We start from the raw sequence: 17322 nt of genomic DNA on the forward strand, positions 1-17322 counted from the left end.
GTTCCTCCACTGAGCCGCATGGCAGCCCTCCCCGTACCGGTCCGCGGCGTCGCCGTCCGCTACTGGTACGTGGGGGCCTGCGGGCCGTTCGCGCTGTTCGACGCCGACTTCGAGCCGCCGGGACCGGACGGGGAGAGCGAGTTCCTCAACCTGGTCCCGGCCGGACTGCTGCCGCCCGAGTACGCGGACGCCTTCTGGGAGGGCATCCGGCAGGGGCTGGACGGCACGTCCGCCGCCGTCCTCCTCACCCACGGGCGGCACCACGAGGTGGACTCCTCGGAGCGGGCCTTCCGGGACGTCGGCGAGAGACGGCGCCGGGGCGGGCACGCACCGCGGAAACCCGGCTGCGCCCCTGGCCGCGGGCGGGGCATGCTGGACGGATGCAGATCAGCATCAGGGAAGCCACGGCCGACGACTGGCCCGCCATCTGGCCGTTCTTCCACAAGATCGTCGCTGCCGGTGACACCTTCACCTACCCGCTCGACCTGGGGGAGGAGGAGGGCCGCGGCTGGTGGCTGCTGCCCGCCCCGAACCGTACCGTCGTCGCCGTCGACGACGAGACCGGCACCGTCCTCGGCACCGCCAAGATGAACAACAACCAGGGCGGCAACGGCGCGCACATCGCCAGCGCCAGCTATATGACCGACCCCGCGCACGGCGGCCGGGGCGTGGGACGGGCGCTCGTCGAGTACACCCTGGAGTGGGCGCGTGAACGCGGGTTCCGAGGCATGCAGTTCAACGCGGTCGTGGAGACCAACGCCCACGCGGTACGGCTGTACGAACGGCTCGGCTTCCGGATCGTCGGCACGGTCCCGGAGGCGTTCCACCACCCCGGGCAGGGGTACGTGGGGCTGCACGTCATGCACCGTCCCCTCTGAAGGCGAGCCGGAACAGCGCGCCGCCGCCCGGGGCGTTCTCGGCGGTCAGCTCGGCGCCGTGCGCGCGGGCGATCTGACGGGCCATCGCCAGACCGAGACGTCATCCCCACGATCCTCGCCCAACTGCACTCGGGAGCACGGGAGATCAAGCTCGGCTCCCTCAGCCCCACCCGGGACTTCACCTACGTCACGGACACCACACGCGGCTTCCTCGCGCCGGCGGAGTGCGACCGGGCACTGGGCGAAGTGGTCAACCTCGGCACGGGCGGGAGATCGCCGTCGGGGAGCTGGCGCGCAAGCTGATCGAGGCCTCGGAGCGGGACGGCGTCGACATCGTCGTCGATCCGGCGCGGCTGCGCCCGTCGGGCAGCGAGGTGGAGCGTGCTGTCGGACAACGGGCGGGCGCGGGACGGGGCGGGCTGGTGGCCCGAGACGTCCCTGGAAGAGGGCCTGAAGCGTACGTCGGAGTGGATCGCGGAGAACCCGCACCTGTTCGCCGCCGACCGCTATCAGGTCTGAGCCGCGGCTCCCAGGCCCCCCAGCAGCAGGGCGGTGAAGCGCCGGACCCACTCCGTGTCGACGGGTTCGGCGCTCACCAGTGCCCGGTGGACCACCGCGCCCGCGATCACGTCGAAGATCAGGTCGTCGGTCCCGGTGGGCGACGCCGGGCTCGCGGGCAGCTCACCGCGGGCCTGCGCGCGCTGCCGCCCCGCCAGGACGAGCCGCTTCTGCCGCTCCACTATCGAGGTGCGGATCCGCTCGCGCAGCGGCTCGTCGCGGGTGGACTCGGCGATCACGGCCATCAGCGCCGTCTTGGTCTCGGGCCGCTCCAAGAGGGCCGCGAACTGCACGACCACGCCTTCGATGTCGGCCATGAGGCTGCCGCGGTCGGGCAGTTCCAGCTCGTCGAAGAGGACGGCGACGGCGTCGACGACGAGTTCGTTCTTGCTCGCCCAGCGCCGGTAGAGGGTGGTCTTGGCGACCCCGGCGCGGCCGGCGACGTCGCCCATCGTCAGCCTGGACCAGCCCAGCTCGACCAGGGCCGCCCGGGTCGCCTCCAGTATCGCGGCGTCGGCCTGTGCCGAGCGCGGGCGGCCGCCGGTACGGCCGCCACTGCGGGAGGGGGTGGGACTGCTGCACATGACGCCCGACCATACCGGCGAGTACGCCCGGTGTTACCGGCCCGTACGTGTGAGGCAGTTCACCGCGCGGTCCGGGCTCCGCGCGCCCCGGATCGGGGTTACGCTACGACCCGTAGCGAAAGGCTTTGAGCGGCCAGGAGCGACAACCACAGGCACCAGGGTGGGGACCCGGGGCCGAAAACATCTGCTGGATCGCGTACGTCCGTACGCCCCGCACACCGGCGGGGGGCGCGCGGGCGGTCGCGGTTCGGCCATGGCTTACCGGTTACGCGCGCGGAAGGGGGAGGATGTACCCATGCAGCCTAGGAACATGTCCATGAGCGGCGTCGTCGACCTCGCCGCGGTGAAGGCGGCCGGAGAGGCCAAGGCGAAGGCGGAGCAGGCACGCGCCCAGGCCGCCCGGCAGGGCGGCGGCGGAGCCGTTCCCCCGTCGGCCCTGGTGATCGATGTCGACGAGGCGGGGTTCGAGCGCGACATCCTCCAGCGCTCCACCGAGGTCCCGGTCGTCATCGACTTCTGGGCCGAGTGGTGCGAGCCGTGCAAGCAGCTCGGCCCGTTGCTGGAGCGGCTGGCCGCCGAGTACAACGGCCGGTTCGTGCTCGCCAAGATCGACGTCGACGCCAACCAGATGCTGATGCAGCAGTTCGGGATCCAGGGGATCCCGGCCGTTTTCGCGGTGGTCGCCGGACAGGCGCTGCCGCTGTTCCAGGGGGCGGCGCCCGAGGCGCAGATCCGCCAGACCCTGGACGAGCTGATCCGGGTCGGCGAGGAGCGGTTCGGCCTCACCGGCATCACGGTCGACGCGGACGCGGCCGGTGCCACCGCCGCCCCGGCGCAGCCGGCCGGCCCGTACGACGCGCTGCTGGAGGCGGCGGTACGGGCGCTGGACGCCAATGACTTCGGCGGCGCGATCCAGGCGTACAAGAACGTCCTGGTCGACGACCCGGGCAACACCGAGGCCAAGCTGGGCCTCGCCCAGGCGGAACTGCTCTCCCGGGTCCAGGGCATGGACCCGCAGACGGTCCGCAAGAACGCCGCGGACGACCCGGCCGACGTCCGGGCCCAGCTTGCCGCCGCCGACCTGGACCTGGTGGGCGGCCATGTGGAGGACGCCTTCGGCCGGCTCGTCGACACGGTGCGCCGCACGGCGGGCGAGGAGCGTGACACGGCGCGGGTGCGGCTGCTGGAGCTCTTCGAGGTGATCGGCCCCGACGACCCGCGCGTGACCAAGGCCCGTTCGGCGCTGGCGCGGGTGCTCTTCTGACGCCCTGACCCCGTACCGGGGCGCCGACGATTTGGCGACACAGTGACAAATCAGCGGCCGTGTTTACCAAAACTTGGTAAACACGGCCGCTGTTACTTGCAGTAAATCAACACCCTCTTTATGTCCGGCTTTTGCCGTCGAAATCACCTTCTGTCGAACCGGCGGGTAGCACCCTGTGTGCCCGGGCGACACCACCCCGTCGTGGCGTGGTTATCCACTCGTTACTAGCGAGTAATGAACCCCCTTGTGTCGAAGCCGTGAATGCACCACGATCGGCCACGCTCGGTCCAATCCCGTACCAGCCCGGCAACCAGCCGAGCTCACGGGAGCGGGTCCCCACCGAGCGGGCCGGCGACACTGCCGCCGGCCCCGGACAGGGGGGTTCCTGCCCATCCCGGCAGGGCCTGTCCAAGCAAGGTTGCGCGAAGGCGTGGCCAGTGGTTGTCGCTCGGGGGTGATCGCCGGTGATTCGGACGCGGCTAGCGCCTGATCTACGGGCGCTCTCCTTCCCGAGGACGTAGCACTTCTCCCATCCCAGGACGGGCCCTGGGCCCATCCGGAGATGTACGTCCGAGAAGGAGGAAATCTATGAAGTCCCAGGTTCGCGGTGGGACCAGATGGAAGCGGTTCGCCGTAGTCATGGTGCCGAGCGTGGCCGCGACGGCCGCGATAGGCGTCGGTCTGGCACAGGGAGCGCTGGCGGCGTCGTTCAGCATCTCCGGCCAGGAGTTCAAGGTCGAGGCCTCGGAGCTCACCGGCACTCAGTTCGTCCAGTACGGCAGCTATGCGGAGGGCAAGACCCTCAAGGGCGAGAAGTTCGCCGCGCCGGTGGCGGTGTCGGGCTTCAAGACGGCCACGATCACCAACATGTGCCAGTCCGTCGTGACGCCGCACGTGCCGCTGATCGGCACGGTCAGTCTGGAGCTGACGGCCGGTACCGGCAAGGAGAAGGTCAGGGCGACGGACATCTACCTCGATGTCTCCGACCTCAAGGCCAACGCCTACTTCGAGAAGATCGACATCGGCGTCGCCGCCGGTTCCCTGCCGAAGGAGAAGGGTGACCCCGGCATCCAGCCGGGCACCGAGGGCAAAGCCAGCCCGTTCGGCTTCGCGCAGCGCGCCGACTCGGTCAAGCTGACGGACGTGAGGCAGAGGGCGTGGGCGACCACGGCCGGAACGTTCAAGCTGCCGGACCTGAGCCTCAAGCTCCACCGTGGCACCAAGGAGTGCTTCCAGGACTAGCACTCGCCGGGCGGGTGGGAACGCGCATGGCGAACCTGCCCGTCCGGGCCACCTTCTCCCTCCTCTCTCTTCTTTCCAGCACCACCGCTTCCAGGGAGCTGTTTTCCATGAGCGCCGAGTCCACTGGTTCCCGCGGATTCACCTACTGGCGGCTGCGCTTCCGTGCGTGGCGGGGCAACCGGCCTTTCTGGGGCGGGCTGTTCACCATGATCGGCGGTCTGCCGATCGCCTATCTGCCGTATGCCGACCTCCGACTCGGCAACATGACGATCGCCATGGCCACCACAGCGGGTGCCGGTTCGCTGATCATCGGTGTCCTTCTCATCACGCTCGGCCTGACGATGTGGTTCCACTCCGTCGTGCGGGTGTTCGCGGGTATCGCCGCCATTGTGCTGGCGCTCGTCTCCTTGCCTGTCGCGAACATCGGCGGTTTCCTCATCGGCTTCCTGTTCGCCCTGATCGGTGGTGCTCTGTCTGCCTCGTGGGCGCCCGGTGCCCCGGTGAAGGAACCGACCGATGAGGCAGGACTGCCCGAGGTCGAGGGCGAGCGAGCCGATGAGTTGTCGGCCGTGGCCCCGCAGAGCAATGCGACCGACAGCACGATCGACGCCAACGGCGGGAGGAACAGTGCGGGGTGACGAGATACAGCCGGCGATGAGAAAGGGGCCGCGGCACGCGGCCCCCAGGAAGTCGCTGCTGTCCAAGCTTCAGGCACCGGCGGGCAAGGCGATGGCCCTGGCCGCGATGCCCACCGCGGTGTTCGTCGGCCTCGGACTGACCCCCAAGCTCGCCATCGCCGACGAGAAGGACATCCCCTTCGCGCCCGGTCCGTGCGTGACGCGGTCCGACGAGCCGTCGGAGTCCGAGAAGCCGACGGAGTCCGAGTCTCCGACGCCCACGCCGTCGCAGAGCGCGACCGAGTCTCCCGGGACCGAGTCTCCCGGAACGGACGAGGAGAAGGAGCCTGCACCCGGCGCCAGCCCGTCCGCGAGCGAGCCGGAGAAGGAGACGGAGACCACCGAGCCGAAGGCCGGCGAGACGAAGCCGCCCGCCGCCACGAGCCCGACTCCCTCCGCGACGCCCACGCCCACGCCGACGGAGACCAGGAACCCCCTGGACCCGCTGGGCATCGGTGACGCGATCAAGGACGTCTTCGACGGCCGGGAGGACGAGGAACCGTCGGCCACCCCGTCGACCAGCGCGCCCACGACGGTGGCTCCGTCCCCGTCCACGCAGACGCCGACGGTCAAGCCTTCCGCCGAGCCGTCGACCGAGCCCGCGGAGAGGCCGGCCGAGAAGGACGACGAGGCCGACGAGGTCGTCGACAAGGCCAAGGAAGCGATCAAGGACGCCGCCGACAAGGCCGGCGCCGAGGTCGAAGAGCTTCCGGAGGACGTCAAGGGACTCGACCCCAAGAAGGACGAGGACATCCCGGACGGCGCCAAGCCGCGCTTCCCCTGCCCGACCCCCGACCCGGAGGCACTCGCCGCCGCCGAGCTGGAGCCCGGTATCCCGCTGCTCCCCGACGAGCCGTGGAAGCTGCAAAGCACGGAGCTCACCCTGCGCGGGCTGGATTACCACGGCATCGTGGAAGTCAAGACGTACGGCGGCAAGGTGAAGAAGGTCCTCAAGTTCACCGCGAGCGAGGTCGACATCAAGGACCTCCACCAGCTCACGGCCCACTCCGAGGGCCACACCGGCCACGTGACGTCCAGCCGGGGCGAGAAGTCCACGATCCGGGGCGGCACGGTGACGATGTACACCGAGTCGCTGAAGGGCAAGCTCTTCGGCATCATCCCGATCGAGTTCAGCCCCGAGTCGCCGCCGCCACTGAACGTTCCCTACGCGGTCTTCACGGACGTGAACGTCACGCAGGCGGGCCAGTTCGGTGGCAACCTGACGGTGCCGGGCCTGAAGAACTTCATCGAGGGCTGACGCACGGAACCTCCGGGAGCCGCACAGCGAGATGGCCTCCTCGCCCTTCGGGGCGGGGAGGCCATCTCGTTTTCCGCGAGAGCTGCACCCGGCTACGACGATGCCCCCGGCACGTCACCGACGTACCGGGGGCACACACCGCGTACCGCGCTCAGTCCTCGAGGCGCGGGAGTACGTTGGTCTCGAGGCTGTAGTCGTTGAAGAGACCCACGAGCGCCCGGACCATGGAGTCCAGCCCGCCTTCACGGACCAGCACCAGGTCGTAGCACCGGAAGTAGTGCCCGTTGTCGTTTTCGCCGGTCGACTGCCAGCGATCCATGAGCTTCTGCGCATGGCGCAAGGTCATCAGGGACGCGGACCAGCGGTTGCCGTTCGGCGCGATGATCGTGGCGTCGACCTCCTCGATCGTGTCGGGGTCGTCGTCCCCGTCGAGGAGGAACTGCACCGTGAACTTCTCCGTCTGCACGGTTACATAGGGGCTAGAGTCCATAGAGCTTCTTCAACCTGTCGATGACTTGCTGCTCGTTGCTCTTGTCAGCCTTGGCGACGATCTCGACGCCTCCGTCGACGTTCCGGAAGAACAGACGTCCTGCGTTCTGGCCGCGGGCATAGCGTATGCCCTTGGTTCCCTCAAGGGCCTTGTTGCCCTTCCCGGGATTCATGTTTCCGTTCATCAGCTGCCGGAACATATTGTCGAGGTCGGTTTGGGCCGCTTGGTTCTTGCCCGCCTTCTGCGCCGCCTTCACCAAGAACTTGTCCTTGTTGATGGCCGACGAGACGCACACCTTGGAGGCGGCGGCCGCCTGGGCGGCAGCAGGCGCCGGACCGGACTTCCGAGGAGCGGCGGCGACGGCTCCGGCCAGGTCATCGGCGATGCTTACCAGGCACTTGAGCGGCTGGGAACCCTTGCGCAAAGTGTCCAGCACCTTGCGAAGGCGGTCCAGCGTGTGCTTCGCCTGCGCCACGTCGTCCAGGAATTTGGTGATGCCGGTGGCGACCCGGTAGATGGCCTTGGCCACCGCCGGCGCCTTACCGATCACCAGCCCGATGCTGGCCACGTCGACGAAGGACCACAGGCAGCTCTCGACATCACCCGAACCGAAGCACTTCTTGAGGTTGTCGACACCGATGACCTCGAGGAGGATGCCGGCGCCGTTCTCCTTCACCCAGTCGATGACGTCCATCGAGGCCATCGCCTTCGCGGCCCGGTACTCGTCGAGGCACTGCTGCCCGCACTCGGCCAGCAACAGCGCTTCGTCGTCCTGCGACAGGCCGGGGCCCGAGTCGGGGACACCGGTCTCGGCCTCGGCCGCCCGCTCGCGTTCGGCTTCCTCAAGGGCTTCCCGCTCGCTGCGGTCCGCCGCGGCGTCGGCGTCCTTCGCGGCGCCGTCGGCGTTCTTGGCGGCCGTCTCGGCGGAGGTGGCGTCCTTCTCCGCCTGTGTGGCGGCCTGACCGGCGGCGCCGGCGTCCTTCTCGGCGGCGGTGGCGGCCGAGCGGGCACTGGCCGCGTCGCGCTCGGCGTCGGTCGCCTCCCGGTCGGCCTGTACGGCCGCCGACTCGGCGTCGTTGGCGGCCATCGAGGCATGGACGGCGTCGGCGCCGGCCTGGGCGTCGTACTTCTGCGCGTTGGCGTCGGCCTTCTTGGCGGCAGCCGCGTCGGTCGCCGCCTGAGCGGCCGACGCCCGGGCCGCGGCTACCGACTGGAGCGCCCTGACCGCGTCGGCTGCGGCAGCGGCGGCGGCCTGGGCGGCGATCTTCGCGTCGCCCGCGGCCTTGTCCGCCAGCGCCTTGGCCGTGGCGGCCGCCTTGGCGGCCTCGTCGGCCTTGGCCTTGGCTGCGGCGGCCTGCTGCTCGGCCAACGGCTTGGCGGTCTGGCCCACCAGGACCGCGAACGCGGCCGAGGTATCGGTTTCGCGGTAGGGCGACCCGATGGAGATGGCCTCGTCGGCCGCCTTGGTCACGGCGTTCGCCGCGTCCCGGGCCGCCTGGGCGGCCTGGCCGGTCGCATAGGCGAAGCCCGCGGTCTTGACTGCCCACGCGGCCGTCTGCGCCGCCTCGGCCTTCGCCGCGGTGGCTTCCTGCCGGGCCTTCTCGGCCGCTGCCTGGGCCTTCTTGGCCTCCGCTTCGGCGTTGTCGGCGTTCTTCTTGGCGGCGGCCGCCGCATCGATCGCCTCGGCCGCCGCGGCGTGGGCGGTCGCCGCCGCCGCACTCGTGGTCGTGTACGCGGCCCAGGCGGCGTCCGCCGCCGCCCGTGAGCGCGCGGCGGCACCTTCGGAACGCGTCGCGGCGGCGCGTGAGTTCACCGCGGCCGAGGACGCCTCGTTCGCGGCGGTACGTGCGCGGCCCGCCGCACCTGCCGCGGCGTTGGCCTGGGAACGGGCCTCCGTCGCGGCGGCCCGTGTCTCGCCCGCGGCGGCCGTGCCCTCGGCCGCCGCAGCCGCTGCCTCCAGCGCGGCGGCACGTGACGCGGTGGCGTCGCGGTTGCGCTCGGCGCGTATCGCCGCGTCTCGTGCCTCGTAGGCGCGCCGCTCGGCTGCCTCTGCCTCGTCGAGCTTGCCGGAAGCCGTGGCGGCGGCCGTCTCCGCGCCGGTGCGGGCACGTCCGGCCGCGTCGCGCTCCGTCTGCGCCCGTTGCTCGGCCGCGGCGGCCTTTGCCCGCTCGGCGGCGGCGTTGTCGCGCTCACGCTCGGCGTTGGCCTTCTCGGCCTCCGCGATGGCGCGCTGCTTCTTCGCCTCGGCGGCGCCGGCCTGGGCCGTCTTCTCCGCTGCCTCGGCCGTGGCGCGCGCCTTCTTGGCGATCACCGCGTTGGCGGCTGCCTCCTTTGCCTGCTTGTCCGCGGCATCGGCCGCCGCCTTCGCCTGGGCGGCGGCCTCCAGCGCGGCGGCCTTGCGGAACTCGGTGTTCAGGGCGTGCGCCTGCGTCTTGCTCAGGGCGTAGAGAGCGCTGCTGTCCGCGACGGTCGCCTTGGCCGCGTTGGACGCGGTGAGCGCCGTCTTGGCAGCGGCCTGTGTGGCCGCGTACGAGGCCTTCGCCACCTGCACGGACTGCTGCGCGTACATCAGGCCGCGGCCACGGGGCAGTTGGGCCTTGTCGGCGATCGCCCATGCGGCGGTCTGCTGTGCGGCTGCCTTGTCGGCGGCGGTCTTGCTCCTGGTCACCGCCGCGTTGGCCACGGTCACCTGGGCGGCAGCCGCTGCTCGGGCCGCGTTCAGGTCGGCGGTGGCCTTGGCGAAGGCGGCCGGCTTCGGGTAGTCGAGGGCATCCTTGTTGGCCGCCCAGTGCTTCTGCCAGAAGAGGATCTGGTCGGCCTGCCAGGCCTGCCGGATGCCCTCGATCATGGCGTCCGTTGCGGTGCGCAGTTCCTTCGCCGTCGCCATCTCGGCGGTGACGATCTCCTTGCGGTGTGCCGCCTGGGACGTGTACTCCGCCTCCCATTCCGTATAGGCCTGGAGGACCACGCCGGACAGGGCCCGATAGTGGTCGATGGGATTGGCGCTGTCGCAGCCGGCCCAGGCGAGTTTCAGCGTCTCCACCTCGGAGCGGAACTCGGCGGAGTCCGGCTCCGGCGCCTTCGTCGGGAAGCCGCCGAAACGCAGGAAGGTGGCGATGTCGTTGGCCGAGCCGGGTGTCTCGTTCGGCTTCCCGAACAACTCGTCGCCCGCGAAGGGCTTGTACGCGGTCGCCCAGGAGTCCTCGGGTGTCGAGAGGGCGTCGAAGATCTGCCGCGCCTTGTCCAGGGAGGGCTTGCCCGGCCGTGGCGTGGGGTCGCCCCACGTCTTGTAGTAGAGGTCCCGCTGGTCACGCAGTGTGAACGTCAGGATGTCGCGGCCGAACTCGGGCGCGTGGTAGTCCCGGCCACCGAACCAATTGGTGGCCGCGTACGGCTTGTTGGTCTCGTCCAGTTTGAGCTGACGGGCCTTGTACACGTCCGCGTACGCGTCACCCGACGCCTTGTCCCGGTCCTGCGCCTGGCCGAGCGTCCCGAAGCTCCAGTCGGCGACGACCTGGCGCAGGTCGGCGTCCGTCCCCGCGAGTTTGTCGCGCGCGTGGGTCTTCATCTCCGGGCCGCCGTAGTGGACGGCGCGCGCGACCTGGCATCGGTCGTTGCGGGCCATGGCGCCCAGACTGATGCGCAAGGTGCGCTCGTAGGGGTTGGCCGGATTGTCACCCGGCTCATCGGCCACCGCCGGGGCGGCCGTCACCAGGCCGCCCAGGAGGGCGGCGGTCGTCGCCAGGACGATGCCTGACGTCATCCTCTTCGCCGGTCCGGCGCGTCTGCCACGCCGGCGTCCGGACAGGGGCGCTGTTCGCAACTTCTCAGCCTGTCTGCTCGACAAATGGGTCAGCCCAGGAGGAAGTACGCAAAGGAGCCCCAAGTCAGTGGCGTTGGGGCATGCCGCATGGATGCGTGGTGGTCGACTGGAAGGGGTCGCTGGTCAGTGCGACGGCCCTGGAAAATGCGTGCGCTCTCCACACGCACGGTTCCCCCGCCTTCCCCCCGAAGGCCGGGCGATCATCGCATGCCGGTCGCTGCGGGGGGAAGGGCGATTACCCGCCAGTATGCGGATGGGCCGCACCTTCCGCGTACGGAAGATGCGGCCCACGTGGGGGAGACGCGTCAGGAGGCGGACTGGCCGCCCAGGTGGTGCACCCGGACCATGTTGGTGGTGCCGGGGACGCCCGGAGGGGAGCCGGCGGTGATGATCATGGTGTCGCCGGCGTTGTAGCGCTGGAGCTTCAGCAGTTCGGCGTCCACGAGGTCGACCATGGCGTCGGTGTTGTCGACGTGGGGGACCACGAAGGACTCGACGCCCCAGCTCAGGGCGAGCTGGTTGCGGGTGGAGACCTCCGTCGTGAAGGCGAGGATCGGCTGCTGAGCGCGGTAGCGGGAGAGGCGGCGGGCCGTGTCACCGGACTTGGTGAAGGCGATCAGGGCCTTGCCGTCCAGGAAGTCCGCGATCTCGGCGGCGGCGCGGGCGACCGAGCCGCCCTGGGTGCGGGGCTTCTTGCCGGGGACCAGGGGCTGGAGGCCCTTGGAGAGGAGCTCCTCCTCCGCCGCGACGACGATCTTCGACATCGTCTTGACGGTCTCGATCGGGTAGGCGCCGACCGAGGACTCGGCGGAGAGCATGACCGCGTCGGCGCCGTCCAGGATCGCGTTGGCGACGTCGGACGCCTCGGCGCGCGTCGGGCGCGAGTTGGTGATCATCGACTCCATCATCTGGGTCGCCACGATCACCGGCTTGGCGTTGCGGCGGCACAGCTCGATGAGGCGCTTCTGCACCATCGGCACCCGCTCCAGCGGGTACTCGACGGCCAGGTCGCCGCGGGCCACCATCACACCGTCGAACGCCATGACGACGTCCTGCATGTTCTCGACGGCCTGCGGCTTCTCCACCTTGGCGATGACCGGCACCCGGCGGCCGACCTCGTCCATCACCTTGTGGACGTCCTTGACGTCGTCGGCGTCCCGCACGAAGGACAGGGCGACCAGGTCGCAGCCCATCCGCAGCGCGAACCGCAGGTCCTCGACGTCCTTCTCGGACAGGGCCGGCACGTTCACGGCGGCACCCGGAAGGTTGATGCCCTTGTGGTCGGAGATGACCCCGCCCTCGACGACGATCGACTTGACGCGCTGGCCGTCGACCTCGATGACGCGCAGTTCGACGTTGCCGTCGTTGATCAGGATCTGGTCGCCCTTGGAGACGTCCCCGGGCAGACCCTTGTACGTGGTGCCGCAGATGGACTTGTCGCCCGGCACGTCCTCGGTGGTGATGGTGAACTCGTCCCCGCGGACCAGCTCGACCGGCCCCTCGGCGAACGTTTCCAGACGGATCTTGGGGCCCTGGAGGTCGGCGAGGACGCCCACCGCGCGGCCGGTGTCCTCGGCGGCCTGACGGAGACGGTGGTACCGCTCCTCGTGCTCAGCGTGGGATCCGTGGCTCATGTTGAAACGGGCCACGTTCATACCGGCCTCGATGAGAGCCTTCAGCTGCTCATACGAGTCGACGGCGGGGCCCAGTGTGCAGACGATTTTGGAACGGCGCATAAGGCGGATCCTATCGGTTTGTTTCACTGCGGAATATTCCGTCTGGTGGAATGTACAAATGGGCGGACCGGCGCTCAATCGTGGGGCTCAATGGGCCGGTGAAGTGACCAGTGAGTAGGTTTGCTGCGCGATTTCCAGCTCCTCGTCCGTCGGCACCACGGCGACCGCCACCCGCGCGTACTCGGGCGAGATCAGCCGCGGCTCCGCCGAGCGCACCTCGTTGAGGCCCGCGTCCACCGCCAGGCCCAGCTCCTCCAGGCCCGCGACGGCAGCTTCCCGCACCGGAGCCGCGTTCTCGCCGACACCCGCCGTGAACACCACCGCGTCCACCCGGCCGAGTACGGCGTAATAGGCGCCGATGTACTTCTTCAGCCGGTGGATGTAAATGTCGAACGCGAGCCGCGCCCGCTCGTCGCCCTCATCGATCCGCCGACGGATCTCCCGCATGTCATTGTCGCCGCAAAGCCCCACCAATCCGCTCTTCTTGTTCAGCAGGACATCGATCTCATCGACCGACATTCCGGCCACCCGCTTCAGGTGGAAAACGACTGCCGGATCGACGTCGCCCGAGCGGGTACCCATGACGAGCCCCTCCAAGGGGGTCAGTCCCATCGAGGTGTCCACGCAGCGGCCGCCCGACACCGCCGACGCCGAGGCGCCGTTGCCCAGGTGCAGCACGATCACGTTCACCTCGGCCGGGTCCTTGCCCAGCAGCCCCGCGACCCGGCGGGAGACGTACGCGTGCGACGTGCCGTGGAAGCCGTACCGCCGGATCCGGTGCGCGTCGGCGGTCTCGGTGTCGATCGCGTACCGCGCCGCGTACTCCGGCATCGTCGTGTGGAACGCCGTGTCGAACACCGCCACCTGGGGAAGATCGGGGCGCAGCGCCCGGGCGGTACGGATGCCCGTGATGTTCGCCGGGTTGTGCAGGGGCGCGACCGGGACCAGCCGCTCGATCTCGGCGAGGACCTCGTCCGTGATGACGGTCGGCGCCGAGAACTTCAGGCCGCCGTGCACCACCCGGTGTCCGATCGCCGCCAGCTCCGGGGAGTCCAGGCCGAGCCCGTCCGCCGACAGTTCCTCGGCGAGGGCCTTCAGCGCCGCCTCGTGATCGGCGATCGGGGCCGTGCGCTCGCGCCGCTCGCCACCGGCGACGGGCGTGTGGACCAGGCGGGAGGTCTCCTCGCCGATCCGCTCGACGAGGCCGACCGCCAGGCGGGCGCCGTCGCGCATGTCGAGCAGCTGGTACTTCACCGACGACGAGCCGGAGTTGAGGACGAGGACACGGGTGGAGTCGGTCACTGGTGCGGTGCTTTCTGTCGTCATGCTCAGGCGGTGGGCTGGGACTGGATCGCGGTGATCGCGACCGTGTTCACGATGTCGCTGACGAGCGCGCCGCGCGACAGGTCGTTGACCGGCTTGCGCAGGCCCTGGAGCACCGGGCCCACGGCCACGGCACCCGCCGAGCGCTGCACGGCCTTGTAGGTGTTGTTGCCGGTGTTCAGGTCCGGGAAGATCAGCACCGTCGCCTGGCCCGCCACCTCCGAGCCCGGCAGCTTGGTCGCCGCCACGGACGGCTCGACGGCCGCGTCGTACTGGATCGGGCCCTCGATCTTCAGCTCCGGGTGCGCCTCGCGCACCAGCTTGGTCGCCTCGCGCACCTTGTCGACGTCCGCGCCGGAGCCCGAGGTGCCGGTCGAGTACGACAGCATCGCGATCCGCGGCTCCACGCCGAACCGGGCGGCCGTGGCCGCCGACTGGACCGCGATGTCCGCGAGCTGCTCGGCGTCCGGGTCCGGGTTGACCGCGCAGTCGCCGTACACCAGCACCCTGTCGGCCAGGCACATGAAGAAGACGGAGGAGACGATCGACGCGTCCGGCTTCGTCTTGATGATCTCGAAGGCGGGGCGGATGGTGGCCGCCGTGGAGTGCACCGAGCCCGACACCATGCCGTCGGCCAGGCCCTCCTGCACCATCAGCGTGCCGAAGTAGTTGACGTCCGACACCACGTCGTACGCCAGCTCCACGCTGACGCCCTTGTGGGCGCGCAGCTCCGCGTACCGCTCGGCGAAGCGCTGGCGCAGCTCGCTGGCCGACGGGTCGATCAGCTGCGTGTCCTTCAGGTCGATGCCGAGGTCCGCGGCCTTCTTGCGGATCACCTCGACGTCGCCCAGCAGCGTCAGTTCGCACACGTCGCGGCGTACGAGGACGTCGGCGGCGCGCAGCACACGCTCCTCCGCGCCCTCCGGCAGCACCACCCGGCGCCGGTCCGCCCGCGCCTGCTCCAGCAGGTCGTGCTCGAACATCATCGGCGTGACCCGGCCGGTGCGCGCCACCGAGATCCGCTTCAGCAGGTCGCCGGTGTCCACGTGCCGCTCGAACAGCCCGAGCGCGGTCTCGGCCTTGCGGGGCGTCGCCGCGTTCAGCTTGCCCTCCAGCGAGAACAGCTCGGCGGCCGTGGGGAAGCTGTTGCCGCTCACCGAGATCACCGGGGTGCCGGGCGCGAGCCGCCCGGCGAGGGTGAGGATCTCCCTGCTCGGCCGCTCGTTCAGGGTCAGCAGTACGCCCGCGATCGGCGGCGTCCCGGCCGAGTGCGCGGCCAGCGCGCCCACCACCAGGTCGGCGCGGTCGCCGGGGGTGACGACCAGACAGCCGGGGGTCAGGGCGTTGAGGAAGTTCGGCAGCATGGCGCCGCCGAAAACGAAGTCCAGGGCGTCGCGCGCCAGCCCCGAGTCGTCGCCCAGCACCACCTCGGCGCCCAGCGCCTGGCGGATCTGCGCGACCGTGGGCGCGGACAGCGCGGGCTCGTCGGGCAGCACGTAACAGGGGACGGGCAGCCGGGCGGCGAGGCGCTCGGCGATGGCGTCGCGGTCCTCGGGTGCCACCCGGTTGGCGACCATGGCGAGGATGTCGCAGCCGAGGCTCTCGTACGCCCGGAACGCGTTGCGCGTCTCGGCGCGCACGGCGTCGGCGTCCTGGCCCTTGCCGCCGACCACGGCTATCACCGAGGCGCCGAACTCATTGGCGAGCCGTGCGTTCAGCGCCAGTTCCTCGGGCAGTTGCGTGGCGTGGAAGTCCGTGCCGAGCACCAGGACGACCTCGTAGTCCCGCGCCACCCGGTGGAAGCGCTCGACCAGCTGGGCGACCAGCTCGTCGGTGCCCTTCTCGGCCTGGAGGGCGGACGCCTCCTGGTAGCCCATGCCGTAGACGGTGGCGGGGTCCTGCGACAGCCGGTAGCGCACCCGCAGCAGGTCGAAGAGGCGGTCGGGACCGTCGTGGACCAGTGGCCGGAACACCCCCACCCGGTCCACCTGGCGGGTCAGGAGCTCCATGACTCCCAGCTCCACGACCTGCCGGCCGTCCTTGCGGTCGATCCCGGTCACGTACACGCTGCGCGCCACGCAAGCTCTCCTGTCGCATGTCTGGCGTTCGAAAGAACGTGTGAACAAAAAACCCCGTGAGGGTGGCGATACCCTCTTGACAATACCTCTGTGGCTGGGTAGGGCGCCCGCCAGGTGTCTGGCCTGCGAAGACGGGGGAACCCGGTGCGGAAGCGCCTCCGGCGCGGGCGGCGTGAGCGCGAGCGGGACGCCCGACGTGGGACAATTCGGGAAGGCTCACCCGTACCACTACTGAGCAGGAGACACGGCACGATGCGCATCGGAGTTCTCACCGCAGGCGGCGACTGCCCCGGCCTGAACGCAGTGATCCGGTCGGTCGTGCACCGTGCCATGACCGGCCACGGCGACGAGGTGATCGGCTTCGAGGACGGGTTCAAAGGGCTGCTCGACGGCCATTACCGGCCGCTCGACCTCAACGCGGTCAGCGGCATCCTCGCCCGCGGCGGCACCATCCTCGGCTCCGCCCGCCTGGAGCGCGCGCGGCTCCAGGAAGCCGCCGAGAACTGCGAGGAGTTGCAGAAGCGGTACGGGATCGACGTCCTCATCCCCATCGGCGGCGAGGGCACGCTGACCGCCGCCCGGATGCTGTCGGACGCCGGAATGCCCGTGGTCGGCGTACCGAAGACCATCGACAACGACATCTCCTCCACCGACCGCACCTTCGGCTTCGACACGGCCGTGATGGTGGCGACGGAGGCCATAGACCGTCTGAAGACCACCGCCGAGTCCCACCAGCGGGTGATGGTCGTCGAGGTGATGGGCCGGCACGCCGGCTGGATCGCCCTGGAGTCCGGCATGGCGGGCGGCGCGCACGGCATCTGCCTGCCCGAACGGCCCTTCGAGGTCGACGACCTGGTGAAGATGGTCGAGGAACGGTTCGCGCGCGGCAAGAAGTTCGCGGTCATCTGTGTCGCGGAGGGCGCCCACCCGGCGGAGGGCTCGATGGAGTACGCCAAGGGCGCCATCGACCAGTTCGGCCACGAGCGCTTCCAGGGCATCGGCAACCGGCTCGCCGCCGAGCTGGAGAGGCGCCTCGGAAAGGAGGCCCGCCCGGTCATCCTGGGCCATGTCCAGCGGGGCGGCGTGCCGACCGCGTACGACCGTGTCCTCGCGACCCGTTTCGGCTGGCACGCGGTGGAGGCCGCGCACCGCAAGGAGTTCGGCAACATGACGGCGCTGCGCGGGACGGACGTGGTGACGGTGCCGCTCGCGGAGGCGGTCACGCGGCTGAAGACGGTGCCGGCGGACCGGATGTACGAAGCGGAGTCCGTCTTCTGACGCCGTCACCCCTCGCTCCGTTCCGAGCGGCCTTGATCGCCTCCCCCGTCGGCGATCGAGGCCGTTCGTCCTTCCGCTCTTGAGTCGGGCCGCGGATTCGGCAAGGCTTGCGCTTGTCCGGGACATGTCCCAA

The 17322-nt window shown here is 70.2% G+C and carries 12 protein-coding genes and 1 pseudogene; 7 read left to right on the forward strand and 6 right to left on the reverse strand.

Going from position 1 to position 17322, the window contains the following annotated elements:
- The first annotated feature begins 386 nt into the window (after positions 1 to 386).
- Positions 387 to 878 (forward strand): GNAT family N-acetyltransferase, encoded by a 492-nt coding sequence (locus tag ABT360_RS02900; RefSeq protein ID WP_351810019.1) that lies wholly within the window; start codon positions 387 to 389, stop codon positions 876 to 878.
- Positions 879 to 971: 93 nt separating this feature from the next.
- A pseudogene (locus tag ABT360_RS02910) lies at positions 972 to 1397 on the forward strand (GDP-mannose 4,6-dehydratase); the annotation flags it as partial.
- Here ABT360_RS02910 and ABT360_RS02915 read toward each other — a convergent pair.
- A complete protein-coding gene (locus ABT360_RS02915) occupies positions 1388 to 2020 on the reverse strand; it encodes a TetR/AcrR family transcriptional regulator (protein WP_351809682.1) in 633 nt (210 codons plus the stop codon). The pseudogene ABT360_RS02910 and the gene ABT360_RS02915 overlap by 10 nt on opposite strands.
- Before the next feature lie 295 nt (positions 2021 to 2315).
- Between ABT360_RS02915 and ABT360_RS02920 the strand changes: the two genes are divergently transcribed.
- The 4 genes from ABT360_RS02920 to ABT360_RS02935 all read left to right on the forward strand — a co-directional run bounded on the left by ABT360_RS02920 (position 2316) and on the right by ABT360_RS02935 (position 6461).
- On the forward strand, positions 2316 to 3284 hold the full coding sequence (locus tag ABT360_RS02920; protein WP_351809685.1) for a tetratricopeptide repeat protein: 969 nt from the start codon (positions 2316 to 2318) through the stop codon (positions 3282 to 3284).
- Positions 3285 to 3872: 588 nt separating this feature from the next.
- Complete coding sequence (locus tag ABT360_RS02925; RefSeq protein WP_351809688.1) at positions 3873 to 4526, forward strand: DUF6230 family protein; 654 nt, start codon at positions 3873 to 3875, stop codon at positions 4524 to 4526.
- Between the two features lie 107 nt (positions 4527 to 4633).
- The gene (locus ABT360_RS02930; protein ID WP_351810022.1) at positions 4634 to 5164 is read left to right on the forward strand and encodes a DUF6114 domain-containing protein; all 531 of its coding nucleotides are present in this window, start codon (positions 4634 to 4636) and stop codon (positions 5162 to 5164) included.
- A 16-nt stretch (positions 5165 to 5180) separates the two neighbouring features.
- Positions 5181 to 6461, forward strand: a complete 1281-nt coding sequence (locus ABT360_RS02935; protein WP_351809691.1) for a hypothetical protein — start codon at positions 5181 to 5183, stop codon at positions 6459 to 6461.
- Positions 6462 to 6612: 151 nt separating this feature from the next.
- Here ABT360_RS02935 and ABT360_RS02940 read toward each other — a convergent pair whose 3' ends face one another.
- The 5 genes from ABT360_RS02940 to pta all read right to left on the reverse strand — a co-directional run bounded on the left by ABT360_RS02940 (position 6613) and on the right by pta (position 15911).
- Positions 6613 to 6927, reverse strand: coding sequence for a hypothetical protein (locus ABT360_RS02940; protein ID WP_351809694.1), 315 nt, complete (start codon positions 6925 to 6927; stop codon positions 6613 to 6615).
- A gap of 13 nt (positions 6928 to 6940) precedes the next feature.
- Entirely contained in the window at positions 6941 to 10714 is a 3774-nt protein-coding gene (locus ABT360_RS02945) for a hypothetical protein (protein ID WP_351809697.1), read from the reverse strand.
- A gap of 365 nt (positions 10715 to 11079) precedes the next feature.
- Entirely contained in the window at positions 11080 to 12510 is a 1431-nt protein-coding gene (gene pyk, locus ABT360_RS02950; protein WP_351809700.1) for a pyruvate kinase, read from the reverse strand.
- Between the two features lie 87 nt (positions 12511 to 12597).
- Positions 12598 to 13836: an acetate kinase gene (locus tag ABT360_RS02955; RefSeq protein WP_351809703.1), complete on the reverse strand. Its 1239-nt coding sequence runs from the start codon at positions 13834 to 13836 to the stop codon at positions 12598 to 12600.
- 2 nt (positions 13837 to 13838) lie between these two features.
- Positions 13839 to 15911, reverse strand: a complete 2073-nt coding sequence (gene pta / locus ABT360_RS02960) for a phosphate acetyltransferase (RefSeq protein WP_351809705.1) — start codon at positions 15909 to 15911, stop codon at positions 13839 to 13841.
- A gap of 252 nt (positions 15912 to 16163) precedes the next feature.
- Between pta and ABT360_RS02965 the strand changes: the two genes are divergently transcribed.
- Positions 16164 to 17189 (forward strand): ATP-dependent 6-phosphofructokinase, encoded by a 1026-nt coding sequence (locus ABT360_RS02965; protein ID WP_351809708.1) that lies wholly within the window; start codon positions 16164 to 16166, stop codon positions 17187 to 17189.
- Positions 17190 to 17322: the final 133 nt, after the last annotated feature.

Source organism: Streptomyces sp. NPDC000229, from assembly GCF_040300825.1.
Taxonomy (GTDB): Bacteria; Actinomycetota; Actinomycetes; order Streptomycetales; family Streptomycetaceae; genus Streptomyces.

Bases quoted from the DNA above. Each gene is read 5' to 3' on its own strand.
- ABT360_RS02915 (WP_351809682.1), bottom strand. From the start codon at position 2,020: ATGTGCAGCAGTCCCACCCCCTCCCGCAGTGGCGGCCGTACCGGCGGC.
- ABT360_RS02920 (WP_351809685.1), top strand. From the start codon at position 2,316: ATGCAGCCTAGGAACATGTCCATGAGCGGCGTCGTCGACCTCGCCGCG.
- ABT360_RS02925 (WP_351809688.1), top strand. From the start codon at position 3,873: ATGAAGTCCCAGGTTCGCGGTGGGACCAGATGGAAGCGGTTCGCCGTA.
- ABT360_RS02930 (WP_351810022.1), top strand. From the start codon at position 4,634: ATGAGCGCCGAGTCCACTGGTTCCCGCGGATTCACCTACTGGCGGCTG.
- ABT360_RS02935 (WP_351809691.1), top strand. From the start codon at position 5,181: ATGAGAAAGGGGCCGCGGCACGCGGCCCCCAGGAAGTCGCTGCTGTCC.
- ABT360_RS02945 (WP_351809697.1), bottom strand. From the start codon at position 10,714: ATGACGTCAGGCATCGTCCTGGCGACGACCGCCGCCCTCCTGGGCGGC.
- pyk (WP_351809700.1), bottom strand. From the start codon at position 12,510: ATGCGCCGTTCCAAAATCGTCTGCACACTGGGCCCCGCCGTCGACTCG.
- ABT360_RS02955 (WP_351809703.1), bottom strand. From the start codon at position 13,836: ATGACGACAGAAAGCACCGCACCAGTGACCGACTCCACCCGTGTCCTC.
- ABT360_RS02965 (WP_351809708.1), top strand. From the start codon at position 16,164: ATGCGCATCGGAGTTCTCACCGCAGGCGGCGACTGCCCCGGCCTGAAC.